The organism is Undibacterium sp. RuTC16W (assembly GCF_049339445.1).
Classification (GTDB): Bacteria; Pseudomonadota; Gammaproteobacteria; order Burkholderiales; family Burkholderiaceae_D; genus Undibacterium.
In genome coordinates this window covers 78,193-98,629 of record NZ_JBMPPE010000006.1, presented here as the reverse complement: position 1 = coordinate 98,629, position 20,437 = coordinate 78,193, and the positions used below count along the sequence as shown (strand labels likewise).

Sequence of the window (20,437 nt, the reverse complement as noted above, 5' to 3'; positions counted from 1 at the left end):
CAGGGAATGCGCTTGCCGAGCGCTTCCACCTTAATTAAGTTTAATGAATTTGCAAGTCACAGCACGCTTCCTGAATGTCAAAGCAGTTCCAGCAGCACTCCTCACTGCCCTGGTCTGTATTTCCGTCACTACGGGTTTATGCTGGCTATCGTTACAGGTATCAAAAGAGAACCTAAAAAGGCGTTTGCAAGAAACCGTCTATCAACACCATGCCAGCCTGCAAAACGAACTTGAGCATGAAGAATCACGACTGGAATCCTTTGTCAGCCTGTATTACATCTCGCCAAACTTCAATCGCTATGCATTTCACTCCTTTGCCAAAGTAGAAAATCAACCTTGGCTCGTCGCAAAATTATTTTCTAAACGAGTCAGTCCTGACAAATTTAATCACTTTGAACAAGCGGTCAAAGTCGACACCAGTGTTGATACTCAGGGTTATCCTGATTTTTACATTATCGATAAAGTGGCACATCAAGACGCGCTGGTTGCACTGTACATGGAGCCGAGACAAGAGCTACGCGATACACTTGGTCTGAATCTGGAAAAATGGTTTCCCTCAGGGAGTAAGCGCATGCGAGAGAGTGCGCAGCCTCTGTCCTTCATGCTAAATAATAAGCATCCAATTTTAAAAGGAAATAACATCGTTATTTCTATACCAGTGTACGATACTAGCTTGCCGCTGACCAATCAGGCACAAAGAAAAACTGCATTTCAAGGTGCATTTTCTACCGTTATCTCTATTGATAAGTTAATTCATCATCTGTTTGATTCTGCCAATCTGAAGATGAATAGCGTCACGCTCTCAGGTACCGGGATTGATGATGAAAAAATTCAGATTAGACTACCATCAGGACCAAGAACCGACATTAGGCATAAACCATATATAGAGGAATTTAATTTCCAGCTGCCCCTATCCGTACCTGGAAAAAAATGGTCGGTCAATTACGACATACAAACCTATGACGGTTTAGCAGAAACCAATATCCTGTGGCTAATCACACTAATCGGGACTCTGTTCACGGCATTTGCTACTGGCTTTATTTATCTGACAGTCAGAACCGGTAAAATCGCTCACCGGCTTGCTTACGATATGACCAGCGCTTTACAGATCAGTGAAGAATCTCTATTGGAAACGCAGCGTCTGGCTAAAATGGGAAGTTTCCAACTCAGCCCATCACATCAGCTCAGCGCACAAACGGGCAATCTGCATGATTTATTTTATCTCGATCCAGAGATCCGGATTGATTATTTGCTGCAGCTACTTCTGCATATGGATGCTGAAGATGCACTCAAATTCACGCAAGTAATCAGCACGGCACTCACTACGGTGCTGCACACGCATCAGGTCGTCCGCATAGAGAGTGAAACACCTGGCTGGCTCAATCTCATCGTAGATTCCAGCGAGACACAGACGGGATTCACACTGCGCGTGATCGCCATGGATGTCACGGATAAATATCAATCCGAGCAAAAAATTAAACAGTTAGCATATCAGGATGCTCTGACAGGATTAGCAAATCGCACCAGCTTACGTCATGCGACTGAGAGAGCACTGCGGCACTCACATATCTATCACAGCAAACTTGCCGTGTTCTTCCTCGATCTGGATCGCTTTAAATTTATCAATGACTCAGTGGGTCATGATATCGGCGATCAGGTCTTAATCGAAATCGCCCGTCGCCTGAAAAATTCAGTCAAAGAACATGATTTTGTTGCTCGTCTGGGCGGAGATGAATTCGTTATTCTGGTAGAACATCTACCCAAAGACAACGACGTTCACACCATAGCAGACCACATACTCGCACTGATCTGCGCACCAATGAACATTGGCAAACACACTTATTATCTGACCACCAGTATTGGCATTGCCATCGCCAGCAATGGTGCGCCAGATGTGGATGAACTGATGAAGCAAGCCGATATGGCAATGTATCAAAGCAAGGAAAAAGGCAAAAACAAATATACGATCTTCTCTATCGATATTGCACAGGCTCTGGAACAAAGAACGAATCTGGAACTCGAAATGCGCGTTGCAATGAAAGAAAAGCGATTCTTACCTTATTTCCAACCGCAATTCGATGTGCGCACTCATCAGATGACTGGTGTCGAAACATTGCTGCGCTGGCGCCATGACAAACGCGGCATGATTGCAGCCAAAGATTTTATCGCTATCGCAGAAGAGTCCGGACTCATTATTGATATTGGCAATCAAATTCTGGTCGAAGTCTGCCAGTTAATACCGACCTGGAACTTGCCAGAAAAATTCGTGGTTGGCGTAAATGTGTCCAGCCTGCAATTCTTCCAGGCAGGCTTTGTCGATTTTGTGATCAAGTCGATTAACGATGCTGGCATCCCTCCCTCACGCATAGAAATCGAGGTCACTGAGACCATGATTATGCAAGACATCAATATCGCCAAAACCTGCCTGGAACAATTACATGCTTTCGGCGTCGGCGTGAGTATTGACGACTTTGGTACCGGTTATGCATCCCTCACTTACTTAAGAGAATTTCCCGTGCAACGCATCAAAATCGACCAGCGTTTCGTAAAGGGGCACACTAAAAATCATAAGGACATGGCAATCGTCAAAGCTATTGCCACATTAGGCCATGACTTCGGCATGGAAGTAATCGCGGAAGGTGTCGAGACCGAATTGCAACTCATTTCGCTTGAAAATATAGGCTGCGATTTATATCAAGGCTGGTTGCGCTCAACCGCTTTGCCCGCACAAGCCATCCAAAGCCTGCTCCCCCCAATTGAATGTGATATACGGGCAAGCCCTCTGGCATAGAGGACTTCGTCTTCAACGACGTGTTCGTAGTCGAGGCGGGCCGTCGCCGCGGCATCGCCAAGGGGCTGATTGAGACCGCAACCCCTATGCCAGCTCGCTCGGAGCCAAGGCTTTGAGCCTGTCGGCCGCGAAAACCAATGAAAGTGCGCAAGCCCTGTATCGCGCCACCGAATGGGAGCGTGAAGAAACCTACGTCGAATACAATCTGATGTTGGACCGCTAGGGTCGTGCCATGGAAAAACTGCCTCCATTGGCGGGGCCGTGCAGCGAATAAACTAAGGATTGAGAAATGAAATTGCAGTTGGAATTGGTCGCCAGAACAGACCGCCGGGTGGCTGAAACTTGAATTTCCAAAACGACCAGATAGTTACTGGTCAAAATGCACCGACGTAATTTTCTGCCAGCGCCGTTGCCATTGCGCGTGAGCTGACGACGCATTCAAGTTCTGCTCGCTGCATTTCACGCTGGAACGGGCTAGCGTCATTGAAGTTATGCAGCAGGCTGGTCATCCACCACGAAAAGTACTCGGCGCGCCAGATGCGCTTCAAGGCTGCTGCCGTGTAGCCATAAAGCCGGTCTTCTTGCCCTTGGTGGTAAAACTGTTCCAGCCCCTGTGTCAGCAAATACACATCTGACACCGCCAAGTTCATGCCCTTGGCACCGGTGGGCGGCACGATGTGTGCGGCGTCACCAGCCAGGAACAGCCTGCCTGACTGCATGGGGGTAGACACGAAGCTGCGCATGCCGATGATGTTTTTTTGAAAGATACGTCCTTCATTGACCCGCCAGCCATCGTTATTTTCCAGGCGTGCATGTAATTCAGCCCAGATGCGGTCGTCCGACCAGTTATCGACGTGATCAGCAGGATCGCACTGGAAGTACAGGCGCTGCACAGTCGGTGTACGCGTGCTTACCAGGGCGAAACCACGCTGGTGCTGCGCATAGATCAGCTCATTGGACGATGGTGCTGACTCCACCAGAATGCCGAACCAGCCGAAGCCATAGTTACGCTGGTAATCCTGGCGGTCTTGTGATGGCATCGCTGGCCGCGTGACGCCGTGGTAGCCGTCACAGCCGATGACAAAATCGGCTTCGATGTGTGCTGCCCCGCCATGATGAGTGAAGCTGACCAATGGCGTGACAGTGTCGATGCCATGCAATTCTACCCCGCTAACTTCGAACAGCAACTGTCCCTGTGCTGCCTGCCGGGCAGCCACCAGGTCTTTGATCACTTCGTGTTGCGGATAGACGGTGATGGCTTTGCCGGTAAGCTCGGTCAGGTCAATGCGATGGCGTTGGCCGTCGAAGGCCAGTTCTATTCCGTGGTGCAGCGCGCCTTCAGCCTGCATGCGCGCACCAACGCCGGCATTCTTCAGGATGTCCATGGTGCCTTGTTCCAGCACGCCAGCGCGTATCGTTGCTTCAATCTCGGCCTGACTGCGTGACTCCAGCACGATGGATTCGATGCCGTTCAAATGCAGCAGATGGGATAGCAACAAGCCTGCAGGGCCAGCACCAATGATGGCTACTTGAGTACGCATGATGTCTCCGATATGGTTTTAATGTGTAGTCATCGTAGCGTCGGATCTGTCAAAAAAAAATGGATGAAACAGTTTAAAACTTGTACTATTTCGACATTCAGTCATTTTTTACCAATACGATTATTCATGGCCCGCAACGCAAAACCGGCTCCACCTGACATTCCACAGTTTGGCCTGTATGGTGAGTATATACAGGGAGAAAATGCCGAATTTGTACACGTTGAGCTAATCGAAACCCGCAGCCGGGTGCACCACTGGCATATCGAAAAGCATACTCACAGCGGTTTGTTTCAGGTACTTTTTCTCTTTGGCGGAGAAGTCCGCGCCAGCGTCAATGGCGCTGTCTGGGAATGCAACGCGCCGACCGTCATCACCATCCATCCGTCTGTGGTACATGGCTTCGATTTTTCGGCGGAGGCGCATGGCTACGTGCTGACGGTGGACCAGAACGTGGTCTTCGCAGTGGCGGAAAATCATGGTGACTTGTACTCATCATTGTTTGTAGAACCACTGGCGATCAATCTTTCGGGCCATCCTGAGCTACGCGCGCGACTGGAATCGCTGTTGCAAAACTTGCTGGCAGAAGCAACCTGGCCGCAGTACGGCCACACGCTGATGCTGGAATGGTTGGCGCGCAGCACCTTGTTGCTACTGGTGCGGCTGAACGAGGAGCGGCGCTTTGTCGATCAGTCGGGGCGCCGCGACTTTGAATTATTTAGCCATTTCCGCGCCGAGGTAGAAAAGCATTACAGGGATCAATGGCAGCTTAGCCAGTATGCTACCGTGCTGCGTACCTCGCCAGTCAGCCTGAACCGGCTGTGTCTCAAACTATCCGGCAAATCGGCATTTGATATCACGCAGGATCGGCTGATACTGGAAGCCTGTCGCAAGCTGACTTATTTACCCGCCAGCATTGCCAGTATTGCCTATGAACTGGGGTTCCAGGACCCGGCCTACTTCAGCCGCCTGTTCAAAAAACGCATGGGTTTGACACCCAAGGAATTCCGCAGTAATTGAGGCGCAGTTAAGGTGTAGTGCGAAGGTCACCCATGGGTAGCAGTATTACAGCAAGGCATTCAACTCGACCTGGATCTTGATCAGTGCAGGCAGGCAGCGCTCCACCATTTGTTCGCGTGGCATGCGACCGGCATGTACGCTGATGTTCATTGCAGCCACCACCTCACTACGGAAGTTCTTTAGCGGAACGGCGATGGTGCGCAGCCCCAATTCCAGTTCCTGATCCACCATCGCATAACCTTGTGCGCGAGCATGCACGATTTCCAGTGCCAGGCGCTCTATGTTGAGGATGGTGTATTCGGTGATTTGCTCTGGCTGGGCGCGCTCCAGAAAATTGTCGACCTGCGCCTGCGGCAGATGGGCCAGCAGTATCCGTCCGTTTGCAGTACAGTAAGCAGGTACCCGGGTACCCGGCTGCAATGTGACTGACACCAGTTGCCCGGCGCTGGCAGCAGCTACACACACCAGTTGATCGTGATCTAGCACACCGACCGATGCCGCTTCCCCCAGTGAATAAGCGAGCCGGTACAACAAGGGTTGCGCAATGCGCGGCAAGCGCGCCGAATGCAGATAGGACTGTCCCAGGCGCAGGACCATAGGCGTCAACGCGAACAGTTTGTTTTCATGTCGCATGTAGCCAAGATGAGTCAGCGTGATCAAATAGCGGCGCGCCGCCGCCCGCGTCAAACCGGTGAGTTCGGCCACTTCAGCGATGGTCAGTCGGCTACGCTCCTGGTCGAAGGCGGCAATCACCTGCAAGCCTTTTTCCAGGCCTGCCACGAGGTCGCGTTGGGCAGGAAGTTCTTGTTCTGGCACCATAAGACAGGAAATGAAAGGATTTTATAAATTTGTGCGATTGTCGCACATTTTGTGCGTATAGCGAATACCACTAGCATCTGATGTATTGTGATGCCAGGGCAGATTTCATACCATTCATCTCACACATAGTCTTAATAACAGGAGACCTGCCTTGAAATTCGATGCTATCGCGTCCGGCGTCTATCCGGAACTGATCTACCCACCTTACAAGTCCACGCTGAAGCGTGGCCCCACCCAGCCGCTGTTACGTATCCAGGCGGACCAGCCGGTGCTTGATAACCTGCTACCCTCGCCACGTATTCTGCTGCCAAACGACACCGACCTGACTGGGCATGGTGTGAGCGAGCCGCTTGGCGAAAAGATCGTCGTCACCGGCCGGGTAATCGACGAGGATGGCAAACCGGTGCGCAATTCGCTGATCGAAGTCTGGCAATGCAATTCCGCTGGCCGTTATTGGCACAAACGTGACCAGCACCAGGCACCACTTGATCCAAATTTCTACGGCTTCGGCAAGATGATGACTGACGGCGACGGCCGCTATCGCTTCATCACCATCAAGCCTGGTCCTTACCCATGGGGTAATCACAACAAGGCATGGCGTCCGGCGCACATCCACTTTTCCCTGTTCGGCAATGTCTATGCGCAACGCCTGGTCACCCAGATGTATTTTCCCAGTGATCCGCTGTTCGACTATGACCCCATCTTCCAGAGCATCCCGGACCTGGCTGCACGCCAGCGCCTGATTTCGCGCTATAGTCTGGAGCACACTGACAGCGACAAGATGCTGGGTTATGAATTCGATATCGTACTGCGTGGCCGTGACGCTACGCCCATGGGCATTTAACGGAGACCCGCATGAGCAATATCACGACATCTCAAACCATTGGCCCCTTTTCGCATGAAGCCTGGCAATGGGCCGTGGATGCAACAGCCGCCACTGCCGTCGCGCTACTGGAAACCACCGTAACTACCGTCACCATCAGCGGCGCCATTTATGACGGTGATGGTCAACCTATCAATGATGCCCAGATCGAAGCCTGGCAACCAGCCGCGGCTGACGCGGAAGCCGCACAAGTTCTGCCGGGTTTTCGTCGGGTGCCAAGTGACGATGCGGGCCGCTTCAGCTTGTGCCTTTCGCAAATTGAGTTACCCACCATGGGCATGCCGGCTACCTTCATCACCGTGTTCGCGCGTGGCCTTGTCAAACACCAGTTCACCGCTATTTTTCTGGATGACGACAGCGGCCTGGCGCAATCTGCGATACTGCAGCAGGTGCCAGAAAACCGCCGCCCTACCCTGGTCGCGCGCAAGACCGCGCCAGGCACCTATCACTGGGACATCTGGATGCAGACCGATAAGGAAACTGCATTTTTCGACTATGTGTGACCTTGTAGCGGGGTTCTCTTGAGTGTATCCATTTTCGACAGTTTCCTTACCACGCCGGACATGATCGCGGTCTTTGACGATGCCGCGATCGTGCAGGCCATGTTGCACTTTGAAGCAGCACTGGCACAAGCCCAGTCTGAGGAAGGTTTGCTGTCACCTGCGACGGCGCGTGCCATAGCTGGTGTTTGCAATGCGCAGTTGTATGATATTCCTGCCATCGTCAATGTTGGTCGCCGCGCTGGCAGTCTGGCTATCCCGCTGGTGCATGAGCTGATACGCACCGTGGCATTGTACGATGCAGAGGCGGCAACGCGCGTCCATTGGGGTAGCACCAGCCAGGACGTGATCGATACTGCCATGGTGCTGGCAACACGTGACGCGCTGCAGTTGCTGGACGATGGTTTGCATGACCTGACCGGACGGCTGCTGCAGTTGGCAGACCTGCATATCGCGACACCGGTGCTGGCACGCACGCTGATGCAGCCGGCGCAAGTCAGCAGTTTTGGTTTTAAGGTGGCTGGCTGGCTGGCACCGCTGGTGCGCACTCGCGCACGTCTGCGCGAGTGCGCGGCACGGTCATTGCAACTGCAGTTGGGCGGCGCAGTCGGGACCTTGGCCGTAATGGGTGAGCAAGGCGCTGCCGTGGCGGCGCGCGTTGCTATCGCTCTGGGCCTGAAGGTGGCGGATGCCGCGTGGCACACGCAGCGCGACGAATGGGTGCGACTGGGGCTGGAAGTGGCTGTGCTGACAGGCAGTCTGGGCAAAATTGCCACCGATGTCAGCCTGATGGCGCAAGGCGAAATCGCTGAACTGGCGGAACCGTCTGGCTCAGGACGAGGAGGTTCTTCCGCCATGCCACACAAACGCAATCCAGTATCGTCCATGATCACGCTGGCCGCCGCCATCCGTACACCGCAGCACGCAGCGGTGCTACTGGCCAGCATGGGACAGCAACACGAGCGCGGACTGGGCAACTGGCAGGCCGAACTTGCCGAGTGGCCCGGCCTGTTTCTGAGCGCGCACGGCGCTCTACAGGCACTGAACGACGCCTTTGCAGGTCTGCAGGTTGATACCAGTCGCATGCTGCGCAATATCGACGCTTTGCAAGGGCTGATATTTGCCGAAGCAGCATCGGCAGCATTGGCAGCCAGCGTCGGTCGGCCGGAAGCTCATCGGTTGCTGGAGAAAATGAGCACAGAAGCACTGGCCAGCCGGCGTCATTTGGCCGAGGTGCTGGCTGATGCCGTACAAGCCGACGCCAGCTTGCGCCAACAGGTTGATCAGTCTGCCCTGGCCGCCCTATTCGATCCAGTCGCTGCTACCGCACCAGCACAGCGCCTGGCACGACAGCAGCTAGACTACTTGCGCAGTGACATTGCAGCACAAAATGCCATTCACTTTTATCACAGGACTACCGCATGAGCTTCGATCCTATCGACCACGACTTCGAGCGTGGGTTGCACAATCGCCGCGCCATCCTTGGTGATGCCTGGGTGGAGCGCTCGCTGGCCGGTGCCAACAGTTTCAACGCCGAATTCCAGAACCTGATCACACGTTTTGCGTGGAATGAAATCTGGGGACGGCCAGGCCTGGAGCAGCAGACCCGGCGCGCCATAGTCCTTGCCATCACGATTGCGCTGGGCCGCTGGGAAGAATTCGATCTGCATGTGCGGGCCGCATTGTTGGGTAGCGACACAAACCGCCTGACACCGGATCAGTTGAAAGAGGTCTTGATACAGTCAGCCATCTATGCCGGCGTGCCCGCTGCCAATACCGCGTTTACCCATGCACAAGTGATCTTACGCGAAGTGGAACCGCAGATCGGCTATGAGCTTGCACCATTGACACCGTACGCTACCTGCCACCCTGGCATCGGCCATGCCGCCCGTAGTGCTGGCCAACCCGCGCTGCACTACACTATCCGGGCACCCCGCAACGGCAAGGTGCCACGCCATACAGTGGTACTGAGCCATGCACTGGGTTGCGACCTGACCATGTGGGATAATCTGGCTAACCTGCTGGCTGAAGACTGCCGGGTGATTGCTTACGACCATCGTGGTCATGGCAGTTCCGAAGCGCCAGCGGGCATGTACAGCATGGCCGACCTGGCCAACGATGCCGCCGCCCTGCTGCGTGAGCTGGATACCGGGCCGGTGGTGTGGATAGGCTTGTCACTGGGTGGTATGGTGGGTCAGGAACTGGCGCTGCGCCATCCGTCACTGATACAGGCACTGGTGCTGGCCCATACGACTTCAGGCTACACAGAAACCGCTAGAGAGGCCTGGCGCCAGCGCATCGCTACCGTGCGCGAGGGTGGCGTTGAAGCGATCGCCGACGCTGTAATGGGGCGTTATTTTCATGAGCAGTTTCGCATTGAACATGCAGCCATCGTCGCCCGCTTTCGCCGCCGCGTTGTCAGCACAGATGCCGCAGGCTATATTGCTTGCTGCCACGCGGTCGGCGCAGTCGATACAACTGCCCGGCTGGGTGCCATCACTGTGCCGACGCTGGTGATTGCCGGGGAGCTGGACCAGGGCACGCCGGTAGAGATGTCGCGTACGCTAATGGCCAACATCCCTGGTGCACAGTTAAAAATTCTGGCTCAAACTTCTCACCTGGGCTATGTAGAACAACCGCAAGCCTTCACGCTCGCTGTTCGGGATTTTATCGGCGCACTGTGAAGCGATGCTGGCCATCAGATGATTGTCCTTACGGATGATCAAGATGGTCAGCCAATTATAAATCCAGCAGCAAAGTAGCGGTTTTCGACCGTGAACAGCAAGGAGTAAACTGATCATTGGCAGCCTGCTCCGACTCGTCCAGATACAGGTCGCGGTGGTCGGGCACACCATCCAGCACGCGCGTCAGGCAGGTGCCGCACACGCCTTGCTCGCAGGAAGCAGGAATGAATACGCCGGCAGCGCTCAGTACGCGTAGCACTGTGCTATCGGGTGGAATGACATACACTTTGCCGCTCGAAGCCAACTGTACTTCAAACGCCTGATTGCCAGCTTCGGCTGGAGCAGCAGCGGCACCGAAGTACTCCAGGTGCACCTGGTCTTGCGGCCAGTCGTGCGCTTTGGCTGTGGCCTTTACATGATCGATGAAACCGGCCGGACCGCACAGGTAAATGTGGGTCTGGCGGTCCAGTTGTCTCAGCAGCGTAGGTAGATCCAGTTTTTGCTCGGCATCGCCAGTGTCGTAATGAAAATGCACTTGCGCTGCAAATCGCGATACTGCGATGCGCTGACTGAATGCGGTACGCTCGGGCGAACGCGTGCAATAGTGCATCTCGAATGCATCCCCCTGTGCCGACAGGGATTCAGCCATGGCAAGAATCGGCGTGACGCCAATACCACCCGCCAGCAGCAAGCTATGTTTGGCTTTGGTTAAGGGAAAATGGTTCTTCGGTACGCTGATCTGCAAGGTATCGCCAGCTTTGATAGCTTCATGCATGGCTTGCGATCCACCGCGTGAGGCCGGGTCGCGTAGCACGCCTATCAGATAGCGGTGACGTTCACTGGGTGGATTGCACAGCGAGTATTGTCGCACCAGGCCAGTGCTGATATGCACGTCGATATGTGAGCCTGCAGTAAACGGGGGTAACTGTGCACCGTCTGCGCTGACCAATTCGTAGCTGCAGATATCCTCCGCTTCGACGTGCTTGCGTTCTATCCGTACTTGTAGCAAACCGGCGCTCATATCGGCTGCTCCCGCTCCAGCCACTGATCCAGCACGCGACGTGACTGCACTCCACCGGCATCGATATTCAACATCAGCAATTTGCGTTCAGGATGACGCAGGATATTGGCTTGCTGCCGTTCCAGCATCTCACGGTCCTCGCCGAATATTTTGCCCTGGCCTTCACGAATGGTGGCAGTCAGTTCCTTGTCGTCTGGCCTGAAATTGCGCGCCATGCCCCAAAAGTACCAATGCGAGGTTTCCGTTTCTGGCGTAATGAAATCAACCACAATGCTCGACGCCTTGTGCTGCAGATCGGCGTCATAGCCACCCTTGCCTGCGTGGGCGACGCCGACCTCGATCATGACGTGACTGGGTGGCGTAAAGCGGCAGATTTGCCAACGGTCCACCGGCACGTCATCTGCCAGGCCGTTACCACGCAGGGCAGCGCGCCAGAACGGTGGAGCCATGATATTTTCCATAAAGCGACTGGTGATGACTTCTTCGCCCTCGACGCGGGTGTGGACAGGTGCCTCGTCAATCTCTTTCTGACCAATGCTGGACGCATGCACATAGGTTTCGTGCGTCAGGTCCATCAGGTTATCGATCATCAACCGGTATTCGCAGTTGATGTGATACAGCCCGCCACCATATGCCCATTCTGGATTGACTGCCCATTCCAGGTGGTGGATTTTGGCCGGATCGGCCAGTTCACGCTCCCCTGTCCAGACCCAGATAAAACCATAGCGCTCCTCCACCGGGTAGCTGCGGATACAGGGGAAACCACGCACACGCTGCCCCGGCATGCTGATTACTTTGCCGTCGCAACCAATCTCCAGCCCATGGTAGCCGCACACCAACTGGCCATCTCGCACAAAGCCCAGTGATAGTGGCGCACCGCGATGCGGGCAAAAATCCTCCACTGCCGCAACCTTACCTTCCGGCCCGCGATAGAACACTATCTGCTCACCGCAAATTTTACGGCCTAGTGGCTTGGCTTCGATTTCGTCCGGTGTACAAGCTACATACCAGGTATTTTTGGGGAACATCACGGTCTCCTTTTTTAATTTTGAATTAATATTCAGTGTACTGAATGTAGTAGAGTATAGACTTAAATTTGGCGATGTAAACGTCGCACGTGAATTTTTTTACCTAGCGCGGCACCAGTTGAGAAAGCACTATGCAAAAAACAGAAAGCAAGCTGATTGACTTGTATGAACATCCGGGCCATTTGTTGCGCCGTGCGCAACAAATATCAGTGTCGATTTTTTACGACGAAATGGGTGACGAGCTAACACCAGTGCAGTACGCAATGCTGCGTAACCTTGAAAATCATGAAGGCATAGACCAGGTGTCGCTGTCTGCCATCAGTGGCATTGACACCTCGACCGGTGCCACCGTCTGCGCACGACTGGAGGAAAAGGGACTACTGGAACGCCGGGTCATTCCTACCAATCGCCGCCAGCGCGCACTGACCATCACCAGCGCTGGCGAGCAACTGCTGAACGATCTGGTTCCCGGTTCGCAACGGTTGCGGCGTCGTTTGCTGGCACCGCTCACTGAGGTGGAGCAGCAGCAATTCATGAAGCTGTTAAGCAAACTTGTGCAGGAAAACAACGAGCAAAGCCGTGCCCCACTCGCCGATAGCGCGCCAGCCGCGCGCGAGGTAGACTAATATAAAAAATATCAGGTTCATCACATCAGGAGACATCATGAAACGTTACGCCATCACCAGCTTGACCACCCTGCTGCTTGCTCCCTCATTACCCGTCCTTGCGCAGACCGCCAGTAAGGCCGACGCCATCGCTCTGGTTGACAAGGCGGTGGCGAATATCCAGAAAAAGGGTATCGATGTAGCCTGCAAAGATTTCTCTGATACCAAGGGAGGCTTTATCCAGGGCGACCTGTATGTGTTTGTCCAGGATGCACAGATGATGATGGTCTGTCACGCCGTTACGCCCAAGATGAACGGCAAAGACATGTCACAGTTGAAGGATGCCAACGGGAAACGGTTTGTGCAGGAAATGCGGGATGTTGCCCAGTCGAAGAAGCCTGGTTGGGTAGACTATGTCTGGGTCAACCCCGTCACCAAGACACTAGAAGACAAGACATCCTACATCCGTTTGGCGGAGGGCAAGTACACGGTCGGCGCAGGGATCTATAAACCAAAATAGTTGCTGCCAGGATATCAGGTGATGGCGACGAGGCGGTCCAGCTTGTCGCCATCGGCTAACAAGCTGGCACTGTCCGAGTCGTGCACGATGCACCCGCGATCAAGTACGATGGCGCGCTGGGTGAGTGATAGCGCCAAACGCGCATGCTGCTCAACCACAATCACCGACATGCCCTCATCCTGCACCAGTTTGCGTACCACACGCAGCAGTTCCTGCACGATGATGGGTGCCAGGCCTTCCATAGGCTCATCCAACAGCAGAATGCGTGGGTTGGTCATCAGCGCACGTGCAATTGCCACCATCTGCTGCTCGCCTCCGGACAACTGGTTACCCATATTGGTACGGCGCTCGAACAGGCGCGGGAAAATCTGATAAACCTTTTGCAGATTCCATGGACCGGGACGTTCTACCACCGTCAGATGTTCTTCCACCGTCAATGAGGGAAACATATGCCGTTCCTGCGGTACCCAGCCCAGGCCCGCACGTGCGCGCTGATGCGTGGACATGCGCCCGATGTCGTGCCCCGCCCAGCGTAAGACGCCTTTGTGCAGTCGCGTCAATCCCATCAGCGTCATCAATAGACTGGTTTTGCCAACGCCGTTGCGACCGAGTAAGGCCAGACTGTCGCCTTCTTGCAGTACGAGCGACACGTCTTCCAGTACCACTGATTCTCCATAACCTGCGCAGACTTTATCAAGTGCCAACAACTCACGCATATTCTGCCTCGCCCAGATAGACTTCCCTGACACGCGGATCCGCCGCGATTTCGGCCGGTGTGCCCTCGGTCAGCACCTTGCCAGCGACCAGGACTGTGATGCGGTCGGCGAAACGGAATACCAACCCCATATCATGCTCAATAAATAGCACCGTGACATCGTGCGGCAACTGGGACAGCACCTCAAACAGCTCCTTGCTTTCCGCCTGAGGGATGCCTGCTGCCGGTTCGTCCAATAGCAGGATGCGCGGCTTGGTGGCCAGTGCCAGCGCAATTTCTACTAACCGCTGTTTGCCATATGCCATGTTGCGTGTGATGCTATTGGCCTGGTCACTTAAATGAAGTGTCGCCAGCAGAGCCATCGCCTCGTCGACGACATCTGCTTGCCTGGCTACAGTCTGATGCCAGACCGACTGCAGCCCGCGCCGCTCGCAAATTGCCAGTACCACAGACTCTATTACCGTCATACCAGCGAACAGGGTGCTGAGCTGGAAGGTGCGTGTCATGCCACGTTGCACACGACGGTGCTGTGGCAGATGCGTGATGTCTTCGCTGCCCAGATACACCTTGCCGCTGCTGGGCATGAGACCGCCAGTCAACAGATTGATGAAGGTGGTCTTGCCAGCACCGTTGGGGCCGATCAGCGCATGGCGTGCGCCGGGGGCGAAGCTCAGGTTGATATCGCTATTAGCGACAAATGCGCCCCATTGTTTACTCAAGCCTTCGGTGCGCAATGTGATGTCTGCATTGTTGTTACTGACATGCTTCATGCTTGCTCCTTGCGCAGCCATGATTTAAGACGGCAGGCTAGTACTTCCAATCCGCCCAAAATACCACCACGTGCAAACAGTACGATCACTACTAGTAGCAGGCCGATATAAAATTGCCAGTAAGCCGGATTCAGGCCGGACAGATAGTCTTGTGCCAGCATGAACACCGCCGCACCGATCAGTGCACCGTAGAGACGACCAGTACCGCCCAGCACCAGTATGATCAGCAACTCGGCTGAACGCGGAAAACCCAGCGAGTCCAGCCCGACAAACTGTGTGGTTTGTGCCAGCAACGCACCCGCCAGACCAGCCACTGTCGCAGCGACCGTGAACACGGCTACCAGGCGGCGATTGACATTGACACCCAGTGCAGGCATGCGACGCACGCCCTCGCGAATGCCAATCAGACTCAGGCCGAACGGCGACTTTACCAGCCGGCGCAGCAACAAAAATACGATGAATAACACGGCCAGGCTGTAGCAATAAGCGACATTGCCATTCAGATCGAACTCGAAGACATCGAACAATTTGCCGACCACCATACCAGACAAACCATCCACACCACCAGTGAGGAAAGAGGCCTTGTTGGCCGCTTCAAACAGCATCAGGCCAATACCCAGCGTGACCATCAGGCGCGTCAGATCCTGGCCTCGTACCACGAGCCAGGATGTTACGAAGCCAAACAGTCCAGCCACTGCAGCACCGGCCAGCAGACCGCTGAACGGTTCGCTCCAGCCGTGTACGGACAACAGGCCAGCCGTATAGGCACCCAGGCCAAAAAAAGCGGCGTGCCCCAGTGAGACGATGCCGGCATAACCCAGCATCAGGTCGAGCGACAGTGCGAACAGGCCGGTGATCATGATCTGGCTGATCAGCACCAGATAACCAGGAAAAGAAAAATACGCAACTACCGGCAGCAGCCAGAAAGCGATTTCCAGTGGCTTCCAGCGGTCATGCGGCAAACGTGGTATCGGCGCGATCTGAGCTTGGTTGATGGTTGTAGTTGAGACGGCATCTGCAGCCTGGATGGCTGTTTCGGTGACAGCGTTCATGCCTTCCTCCGCATCAGGCCAGCCGGAAACAATATCAGCAACAGTACCATCAGGCCGTAGATGACAAAAGCACCTACTTGAGGCACATAGTATTTTCCAGCGACGTCGAACACACCCAGGATCAGCGCTGCCAGCAGCGGCCCCTTGATCGTCCCGGCACCACCCACAGCAACCACCAACAGGAAATAAACCATATACTTGATCGGAAAAGTCGGATCCAGCCCCAGCACGTCAATACCCAAACCACCACCCAAACCAGCCAGGCCCGAACCCAGCGCGAAGGTCAGGCTAAACACCAGGTTGACATTGATGCCCAGGCCAGCAGCGGCAGTCTGGTTATCGACAGATGCACGGATCTGTGCACCGAAACGGGTACGTTCGATCAGCAATCCCAGGGCCAGGGTAACCAGCACCACCACTCCAATCAGGAACAGACGGTAAACACCCACATCCAAGCCCAGCAGCGATACCTGGCCACGCAACCAGTCCGGCAACGTGACAGGCTGTTGTGTCGGGCCGAACAACCAGGTAGCACCAGCCACTGACATAAAGGTCAGACCAATAGAGAACAGCACCTGGTCCAGGTGGCTAGCCTGGTAGAGACGACGATACAGCAGTCGCTCCAGCACCAGTCCGGTGAAGGCGGATGCCAGGAAGGCCAGCGGCAGTGATGCCAGAAACGGCACCCCCAGGCGCGACAGCAGTGTGACGCTGACATATCCACCCAGCATGGCGAAAGCGCCATGCGCCAGATTAATGAAGTTCATCATGCCCATTGTTACCGACAGGCCTACGCTGATCAGAAACAAGAGGCTGCCATAGGCGATGCCATCGAACAGCACACCGGCGAAATTGGTCAGCACAGCCGTCTCTCGTTTTGATTTTGTTTGTTCATTTTTGTCTCCGCTGCTTGTCTACATGCACTGAATTATATTTTCGGTCACATTCTTTTTTACAATCTCTTCTTCACACTCTCTCAATGATCATTGCAATGCCCTGCCCCACGCCTATGCACATGGTACACAAGGCGTAACGCCCACCGCTGCGATGCAACTGGTAGCTTGCTGTCGTAACCAGGCGTGCGCCGCTCATGCCCAGCGGATGACCAAGCGCGATGGCACCACCGTTCGGGTTGACGCGTGGGTCGTCATCACGCAGACCTAACTGGCGCAACACTGCCAGGCCCTGTGCGGCAAAGGCTTCGTTCAGTTCTATTACGTCCATCTGCTCCAATGTCAGAGCGGTCTGGCGCAACAGTTTTTGCACTGCCGGTACCGGGCCGATACCCATTACACGTGGTGCCACGCCAGCAGTTGCCATACCTACGACGCGGGCCAAGGGCTTTAGCCCATGCTGGCGTGCCGCGTCCGCACTAGCGATCAATAGCGCGCAGGCACCGTCATTGATGCCAGATGCGTTGCCAGCGGTAACGCTACCGTCTACTCTGACCACACCTTTTAGTTTTGCCAACGCTTCCAGCGTGGTGGCGCGCGGATGCTCATCCTGATTGACGATGACAGGATCACCTTTCTTCTGCGGCAGCGATACCGGAACAATTTCACGCGTAAAAAAACCTTCGGCGATGGCGATAGCAGCCTTGTTCTGGCTTGCCAGCGCAAACGCATCCTGGTCGGCGCGACTGATGCCATAATCCTGGGCCACGTTTTCTGCCGTTTCCGGCATGGTCTCGACGCCATAAGCTTCTTTCAACGTCTTGTTGATGAAGCGCCAGCCCATGGTGGTGTCTTGCAGAGATGCATTGCGCGCAAATGCCGAATCGGTCTTACCCATAACAAAAGGTGCACGTGTCATTGACTCGACACCACCGGCGATCAACAGACTGGCATCGCCAGCCTGGATGGCGCGTGCTGCCGTACCGATAGCATCCATTCCCGAGCCACACAGCCGGTTGATGGTGGAGCCAGGCACTTCCTGCGGCAAGCCAGCCAGTAGTGCCGACATGCGCGCCACATTGCGATTGTCTTCACCGGCCTGGTTGGCGCAGCCGTAGAACACATCATCAATCATCGTCCAGTCCACACCCTGATTGCGGCGCATCAGTTCACGCATAGGCAGTGCGCCAAGGTCGTCCGCACGCACATCCTTTAACGCACCGCCGTAGCGCCCTATCGGCGTCCGCACTGCATCACAGATATAAGCTTCGTTCATGTCATTCTCTCTTATTTCAACGGTAACAGTGGTGCGTCGGTGACGGCTTGCAGTTCTTCAAAACTCAGGCCTGGGGCCATCTCGCGTACTGCCAATCCTTGCAGTGTCACGTCCAGCACGGCTAGGTCGGTATAGATACGGTTGACACAGGTCATGCCAGTCAAGGGATAGCTGCATTGCGTGACGATCTTGCTTTCACCTGTCTTGGTCTGGTGGTCCATCATCACAAATACCTGCTTGGCACCGATCGCCAGGTCCATTGCTCCGCCCACGGCCGGTATGGCATCAGGCGCACCGGTGTGCCAGTTGGCCAGGTCGCCATTGGATGCTACCTGGAAAGCACCGAGCACGCAGATGTCCAGATGACCACCGCGCATCATTGCGAACGAATCACCATGGTGGAAGTAAGCACCGCCCGTCAGCAGCGTAACAGGCTGTTTACCGGCGTTGATCAGGTCTTCATCCTCCTGGCCTGTCGCTGGTGCAGGCCCCATGCCCAGCAGACCATTTTCGCTGTGCAAAAACACTTCGCGATCGGCGGGCAGATGGTCGGCCACCTTAGTTGGCAGGCCGATGCCCAGGTTGACATAGGCACCTTCAGGAATATCCTGGGCCACGCGGGCCGCAATCTGGTCGCGCGTATATTTGTTCGTCATGCTGTCTCCTTCACTACACGCTGGACAAAGATACCTGGCGTAACGATCACTTCAGGATCGAGTTCCCCCAGCGCCACCACCTGCTGCACCTGTGCAATGGTGGTCTTGGCTGCCATCGCCATGATGGGCCCAAAATTGCGGGCTGTCTTGCGATACACAAGATTACCCCAACGGTCACCATGCAACGCCTTGATCAGTGCAAAATCGGCATGAATAGGCGTTTCCAGCACATAGTGGCGGCCGTTGATAAAGCGTGTCTCTTTGCCCTCCGCCAACTGCGTGCCGTAGCCGGTTGGCGAAAAGAAGCCACCGATGCCGGCACCGGCAGCACGTATGCGTTCAGCCAGATTGCCTTGCGGGGTCAGTTCCAGTTCAATTTCGCCAGCGCGGTATAGTGCATCGAAATGATGGGAGTCGGTCTGGCGCGGGAAGGAACAGATGATCTTGCGCACCCGCTTCATCTTGAGCAGCGCGGCCAACCCGGTTTCACCGTTGCCTGCGTTGTTGTTGACAATGGTGAGGTCGCAAGCACCCTGTGCGATCAGTGCGTCGATCAGCGCGGACGGCATGCCTGCATTGCCGAAGCCTCCAATCATGACCGTTGCGCCGTCATGAATATCAGTCACGGCGCGCTCCAGCGATTCATAAATCTTATCAATCATATGTCTGCCCTTGTGATTCACTTTACTATTCATTTGTTCGATAATCGAACAAATGATTGTTTATCGCACATATAGTGTAACAACGTCGTATCCTCAAGGTCAACAAATAAAACTATCGAACTTAACGACTGCATTAAAATCACGCCATGACCAAGACCACTAAAGCCACCAAGACTAAAGCCACCGCTGCTGAAGCCGGACAAGATCACGAACCAAGCATCTCGGAGCAGATCGATGCGATGACTGATCCCAGTTTCATGACCTCACTGGCACGTGGCCTGGCGGTAGTGCGCGCCTTCAGCGATTCTCGCAAGCCACAGACCATCGCCAATATCAGCCAGAAAACCGGGATTCCGCGTGCTGCAGTGCGGCGCTGCCTGCATACCTTGCGTGAGCTGGGTTATGTGGATGCAGAGTTGAACAATTTTTCTCTGCGCCCCAAGGTGCTGACGCTGGGATATTCCTACCTGTCATCAACACCGTTAACAGTGTCAGCCCAGCCTTACCTGAATAACATCAGCCGCAGCCTGAACGAATCGAGTTCACTGGCAGTGCTGGATGACGATGAAGTGTTGTATGTTGCACGCGCTGCCACCTCGCGTGTGATGTCGGTGGCGCTGAACACCGGTAGCCGCCTGCCCGCCTACTGCACCTCACTCGGCCGCGTGATGCTGGCACACCTGTCGCCAGATGAACTGGATAAGTACCTTGGGCGCACAAGGCTACGGCCAATGACGGAAAACACGATAGTTAATCAGAAACGCCTGCGCGAAGTCCTGGTCGGCGTACGCCAGGCTGGCTATGCCATCAATGATGAGGAGCTGGAACAGGGTCTACGTTCTATTGCAGTGCCAGTGCGGGGTGCATCTGGTACGGTACTGGCAGCATTGAACGTTGGCGCACAAGCCTCCCGTGTCAGCGTAAAGCAACTGGAAAATGAATTTTTGCCGGTACTGTTGCGCGGCGCGCAAGAACTTTCGATATTGCTGCCCTAACAGCATGTT

20 protein-coding genes are annotated in these 20,437 nt (G+C 54.8%); 9 read left to right on the top strand and 11 right to left on the bottom strand.

The features are described 5' to 3' along the window. Positions 1 to 43 precede the first annotated feature (43 nt). The gene (locus tag ACO0K4_RS12910) at positions 44 to 2,791 is read left to right on the top strand and encodes a bifunctional diguanylate cyclase/phosphodiesterase (protein ID WP_422957043.1); all 2,748 of its coding nucleotides are present in this window, start codon (positions 44 to 46) and stop codon (positions 2,789 to 2,791) included. A gap of 374 nt (positions 2,792 to 3,165) precedes the next feature. Here the strand turns inward: ACO0K4_RS12910 and ACO0K4_RS12905 are convergent, their stop codons facing one another. After that, a complete protein-coding gene (locus tag ACO0K4_RS12905) occupies positions 3,166 to 4,332 on the bottom strand; it encodes a 4-hydroxybenzoate 3-monooxygenase (protein WP_422957042.1) in 1,167 nt (388 codons plus the stop codon). 126 nt (positions 4,333 to 4,458) lie between these two features. On the opposite strand from ACO0K4_RS12905, the gene ACO0K4_RS12900 reads away from it, so the two are divergent. Next, positions 4,459 to 5,349, top strand: coding sequence for a helix-turn-helix domain-containing protein (locus tag ACO0K4_RS12900; RefSeq protein WP_422957041.1), 891 nt, complete (start codon positions 4,459 to 4,461; stop codon positions 5,347 to 5,349). A gap of 45 nt (positions 5,350 to 5,394) precedes the next feature. Here ACO0K4_RS12900 and ACO0K4_RS12895 read toward each other — a convergent pair whose 3' ends face one another. Continuing rightward, the gene (locus ACO0K4_RS12895; RefSeq protein ID WP_422957040.1) at positions 5,395 to 6,168 is read right to left on the bottom strand and encodes an IclR family transcriptional regulator domain-containing protein; all 774 of its coding nucleotides are present in this window, start codon (positions 6,166 to 6,168) and stop codon (positions 5,395 to 5,397) included. 151 nt (positions 6,169 to 6,319) lie between these two features. On the opposite strand from ACO0K4_RS12895, the gene pcaH reads away from it, so the two are divergent. The 4 genes from pcaH to ACO0K4_RS12875 are packed head-to-tail and all read left to right on the top strand — an operon-like array spanning position 6,320 to position 10,235. Next, complete coding sequence (pcaH, locus tag ACO0K4_RS12890; protein WP_422957039.1) at positions 6,320 to 7,012, top strand: protocatechuate 3,4-dioxygenase subunit beta; 693 nt, start codon at positions 6,320 to 6,322, stop codon at positions 7,010 to 7,012. 11 nt (positions 7,013 to 7,023) lie between these two features. Further along, on the top strand, positions 7,024 to 7,554 hold the full coding sequence (locus ACO0K4_RS12885; protein WP_422957038.1) for a protocatechuate 3,4-dioxygenase: 531 nt from the start codon (positions 7,024 to 7,026) through the stop codon (positions 7,552 to 7,554). Between the two features lie 18 nt (positions 7,555 to 7,572). Further along, positions 7,573 to 8,976: a lyase family protein gene (locus ACO0K4_RS12880; protein WP_422957037.1), complete on the top strand. Its 1,404-nt coding sequence runs from the start codon at positions 7,573 to 7,575 to the stop codon at positions 8,974 to 8,976. Further along, on the top strand, positions 8,973 to 10,235 hold the full coding sequence (locus ACO0K4_RS12875) for an alpha/beta fold hydrolase (RefSeq protein ID WP_422957036.1): 1,263 nt from the start codon (positions 8,973 to 8,975) through the stop codon (positions 10,233 to 10,235). The genes ACO0K4_RS12880 and ACO0K4_RS12875 overlap by 4 nt, the downstream gene beginning before the upstream one ends. A gap of 55 nt (positions 10,236 to 10,290) precedes the next feature. Here the strand turns inward: ACO0K4_RS12875 and ACO0K4_RS12870 are convergent, their stop codons facing one another. Together ACO0K4_RS12870 and ACO0K4_RS12865 are read right to left on the bottom strand one after the other, a co-directional pair. Continuing rightward, positions 10,291 to 11,256: a PDR/VanB family oxidoreductase gene (locus tag ACO0K4_RS12870; protein WP_422957035.1), complete on the bottom strand. Its 966-nt coding sequence runs from the start codon at positions 11,254 to 11,256 to the stop codon at positions 10,291 to 10,293. After that, entirely contained in the window at positions 11,253 to 12,284 is a 1,032-nt protein-coding gene (locus ACO0K4_RS12865) for a Rieske 2Fe-2S domain-containing protein (protein WP_422957034.1), read from the bottom strand. The genes ACO0K4_RS12870 and ACO0K4_RS12865 overlap by 4 nt, the downstream gene beginning before the upstream one ends. A 131-nt stretch (positions 12,285 to 12,415) precedes the next feature. Here ACO0K4_RS12865 and ACO0K4_RS12860 point away from each other — a divergent pair, with 131 nt between their 5' ends. Together ACO0K4_RS12860 and ACO0K4_RS12855 are read left to right on the top strand one after the other, a co-directional pair. Further along, complete coding sequence (locus ACO0K4_RS12860; RefSeq protein WP_422957033.1) at positions 12,416 to 12,910, top strand: MarR family winged helix-turn-helix transcriptional regulator; 495 nt, start codon at positions 12,416 to 12,418, stop codon at positions 12,908 to 12,910. Between the two features lie 37 nt (positions 12,911 to 12,947). After that, positions 12,948 to 13,409 carry a cache domain-containing protein gene (locus ACO0K4_RS12855; RefSeq protein ID WP_422957032.1) on the top strand — a complete coding sequence of 154 codons (462 nt, stop codon included), beginning with the start codon at positions 12,948 to 12,950 and terminating at the stop codon, positions 13,407 to 13,409. A 14-nt stretch (positions 13,410 to 13,423) separates the two neighbouring features. Here ACO0K4_RS12855 and ACO0K4_RS12850 read toward each other — a convergent pair whose 3' ends face one another. The 7 genes from ACO0K4_RS12850 to ACO0K4_RS12820 all read right to left on the bottom strand — a co-directional run bounded on the left by ACO0K4_RS12850 (position 13,424) and on the right by ACO0K4_RS12820 (position 19,433). After that, on the bottom strand, positions 13,424 to 14,125 hold the full coding sequence (locus ACO0K4_RS12850; RefSeq protein ID WP_422957031.1) for an ABC transporter ATP-binding protein: 702 nt from the start codon (positions 14,123 to 14,125) through the stop codon (positions 13,424 to 13,426). Continuing rightward, positions 14,118 to 14,894 (bottom strand): ABC transporter ATP-binding protein, encoded by a 777-nt coding sequence (locus ACO0K4_RS12845; RefSeq protein WP_422957030.1) that lies wholly within the window; start codon positions 14,892 to 14,894, stop codon positions 14,118 to 14,120. Before ACO0K4_RS12845 ends, ACO0K4_RS12850 begins: the two co-directional genes overlap by 8 nt. Then, entirely contained in the window at positions 14,891 to 15,946 is a 1,056-nt protein-coding gene (locus ACO0K4_RS12840) for a branched-chain amino acid ABC transporter permease (protein WP_422957029.1), read from the bottom strand. Before ACO0K4_RS12840 ends, ACO0K4_RS12845 begins: the two co-directional genes overlap by 4 nt. Further along, positions 15,943 to 16,809, bottom strand: a complete 867-nt coding sequence (locus tag ACO0K4_RS12835) for a branched-chain amino acid ABC transporter permease (RefSeq protein WP_422957028.1) — start codon at positions 16,807 to 16,809, stop codon at positions 15,943 to 15,945. Before ACO0K4_RS12835 ends, ACO0K4_RS12840 begins: the two co-directional genes overlap by 4 nt. 103 nt (positions 16,810 to 16,912) lie before the next feature. Beyond that, entirely contained in the window at positions 16,913 to 18,115 is a 1,203-nt protein-coding gene (pcaF, locus tag ACO0K4_RS12830; RefSeq protein WP_422957027.1) for a 3-oxoadipyl-CoA thiolase, read from the bottom strand. A gap of 11 nt (positions 18,116 to 18,126) precedes the next feature. Continuing rightward, positions 18,127 to 18,771 carry a CoA transferase subunit B gene (locus tag ACO0K4_RS12825; RefSeq protein WP_422957026.1) on the bottom strand — a complete coding sequence of 215 codons (645 nt, stop codon included), beginning with the start codon at positions 18,769 to 18,771 and terminating at the stop codon, positions 18,127 to 18,129. After that, a complete protein-coding gene (locus tag ACO0K4_RS12820) occupies positions 18,768 to 19,433 on the bottom strand; it encodes a 3-oxoacid CoA-transferase subunit A (RefSeq protein ID WP_422957025.1) in 666 nt (221 codons plus the stop codon). Before ACO0K4_RS12820 ends, ACO0K4_RS12825 begins: the two co-directional genes overlap by 4 nt. Positions 19,434 to 19,579: 146 nt before the next feature. Between ACO0K4_RS12820 and ACO0K4_RS12815 the strand changes: the two genes are divergently transcribed. Then, positions 19,580 to 20,428 carry an IclR family transcriptional regulator domain-containing protein gene (locus ACO0K4_RS12815; protein ID WP_422957024.1) on the top strand — a complete coding sequence of 283 codons (849 nt, stop codon included), beginning with the start codon at positions 19,580 to 19,582 and terminating at the stop codon, positions 20,426 to 20,428. Positions 20,429 to 20,437: the final 9 nt, after the last annotated feature.

Coding starts and splice junctions, on each gene's coding strand:
- ACO0K4_RS12875 (WP_422957036.1), top strand. CDS start 8,973: ATGAGCTTCGATCCTATCGACCACGACTTCGAGCGTGGGTTGCACAAT.
- ACO0K4_RS12850 (WP_422957031.1), bottom strand. CDS start 14,125: ATGCGTGAGTTGTTGGCACTTGATAAAGTCTGCGCAGGTTATGGAGAA.
- ACO0K4_RS12840 (WP_422957029.1), bottom strand. CDS start 15,946: ATGAACGCTGTCACCGAAACAGCCATCCAGGCTGCAGATGCCGTCTCA.
- ACO0K4_RS12885 (WP_422957038.1), top strand. CDS start 7,024: ATGAGCAATATCACGACATCTCAAACCATTGGCCCCTTTTCGCATGAA.
- ACO0K4_RS12910 (WP_422957043.1), top strand. CDS start 44: ATGAATTTGCAAGTCACAGCACGCTTCCTGAATGTCAAAGCAGTTCCA.
- ACO0K4_RS12900 (WP_422957041.1), top strand. CDS start 4,459: ATGGCCCGCAACGCAAAACCGGCTCCACCTGACATTCCACAGTTTGGC.
- ACO0K4_RS12870 (WP_422957035.1), bottom strand. CDS start 11,256: ATGAGCGCCGGTTTGCTACAAGTACGGATAGAACGCAAGCACGTCGAA.
- ACO0K4_RS12815 (WP_422957024.1), top strand. CDS start 19,580: ATGACCAAGACCACTAAAGCCACCAAGACTAAAGCCACCGCTGCTGAA.
- ACO0K4_RS12905 (WP_422957042.1), bottom strand. CDS start 4,332: ATGCGTACTCAAGTAGCCATCATTGGTGCTGGCCCTGCAGGCTTGTTG.
- ACO0K4_RS12860 (WP_422957033.1), top strand. CDS start 12,416: ATGCAAAAAACAGAAAGCAAGCTGATTGACTTGTATGAACATCCGGGC.
- ACO0K4_RS12825 (WP_422957026.1), bottom strand. CDS start 18,771: ATGACGAACAAATATACGCGCGACCAGATTGCGGCCCGCGTGGCCCAG.
- ACO0K4_RS12845 (WP_422957030.1), bottom strand. CDS start 14,894: ATGAAGCATGTCAGTAACAACAATGCAGACATCACATTGCGCACCGAA.
- pcaF (WP_422957027.1), bottom strand. CDS start 18,115: ATGAACGAAGCTTATATCTGTGATGCAGTGCGGACGCCGATAGGGCGC.
- ACO0K4_RS12865 (WP_422957034.1), bottom strand. CDS start 12,284: ATGTTCCCCAAAAATACCTGGTATGTAGCTTGTACACCGGACGAAATC.
- ACO0K4_RS12820 (WP_422957025.1), bottom strand. CDS start 19,433: ATGATTGATAAGATTTATGAATCGCTGGAGCGCGCCGTGACTGATATT.
- ACO0K4_RS12855 (WP_422957032.1), top strand. CDS start 12,948: ATGAAACGTTACGCCATCACCAGCTTGACCACCCTGCTGCTTGCTCCC.
- ACO0K4_RS12895 (WP_422957040.1), bottom strand. CDS start 6,168: ATGGTGCCAGAACAAGAACTTCCTGCCCAACGCGACCTCGTGGCAGGC.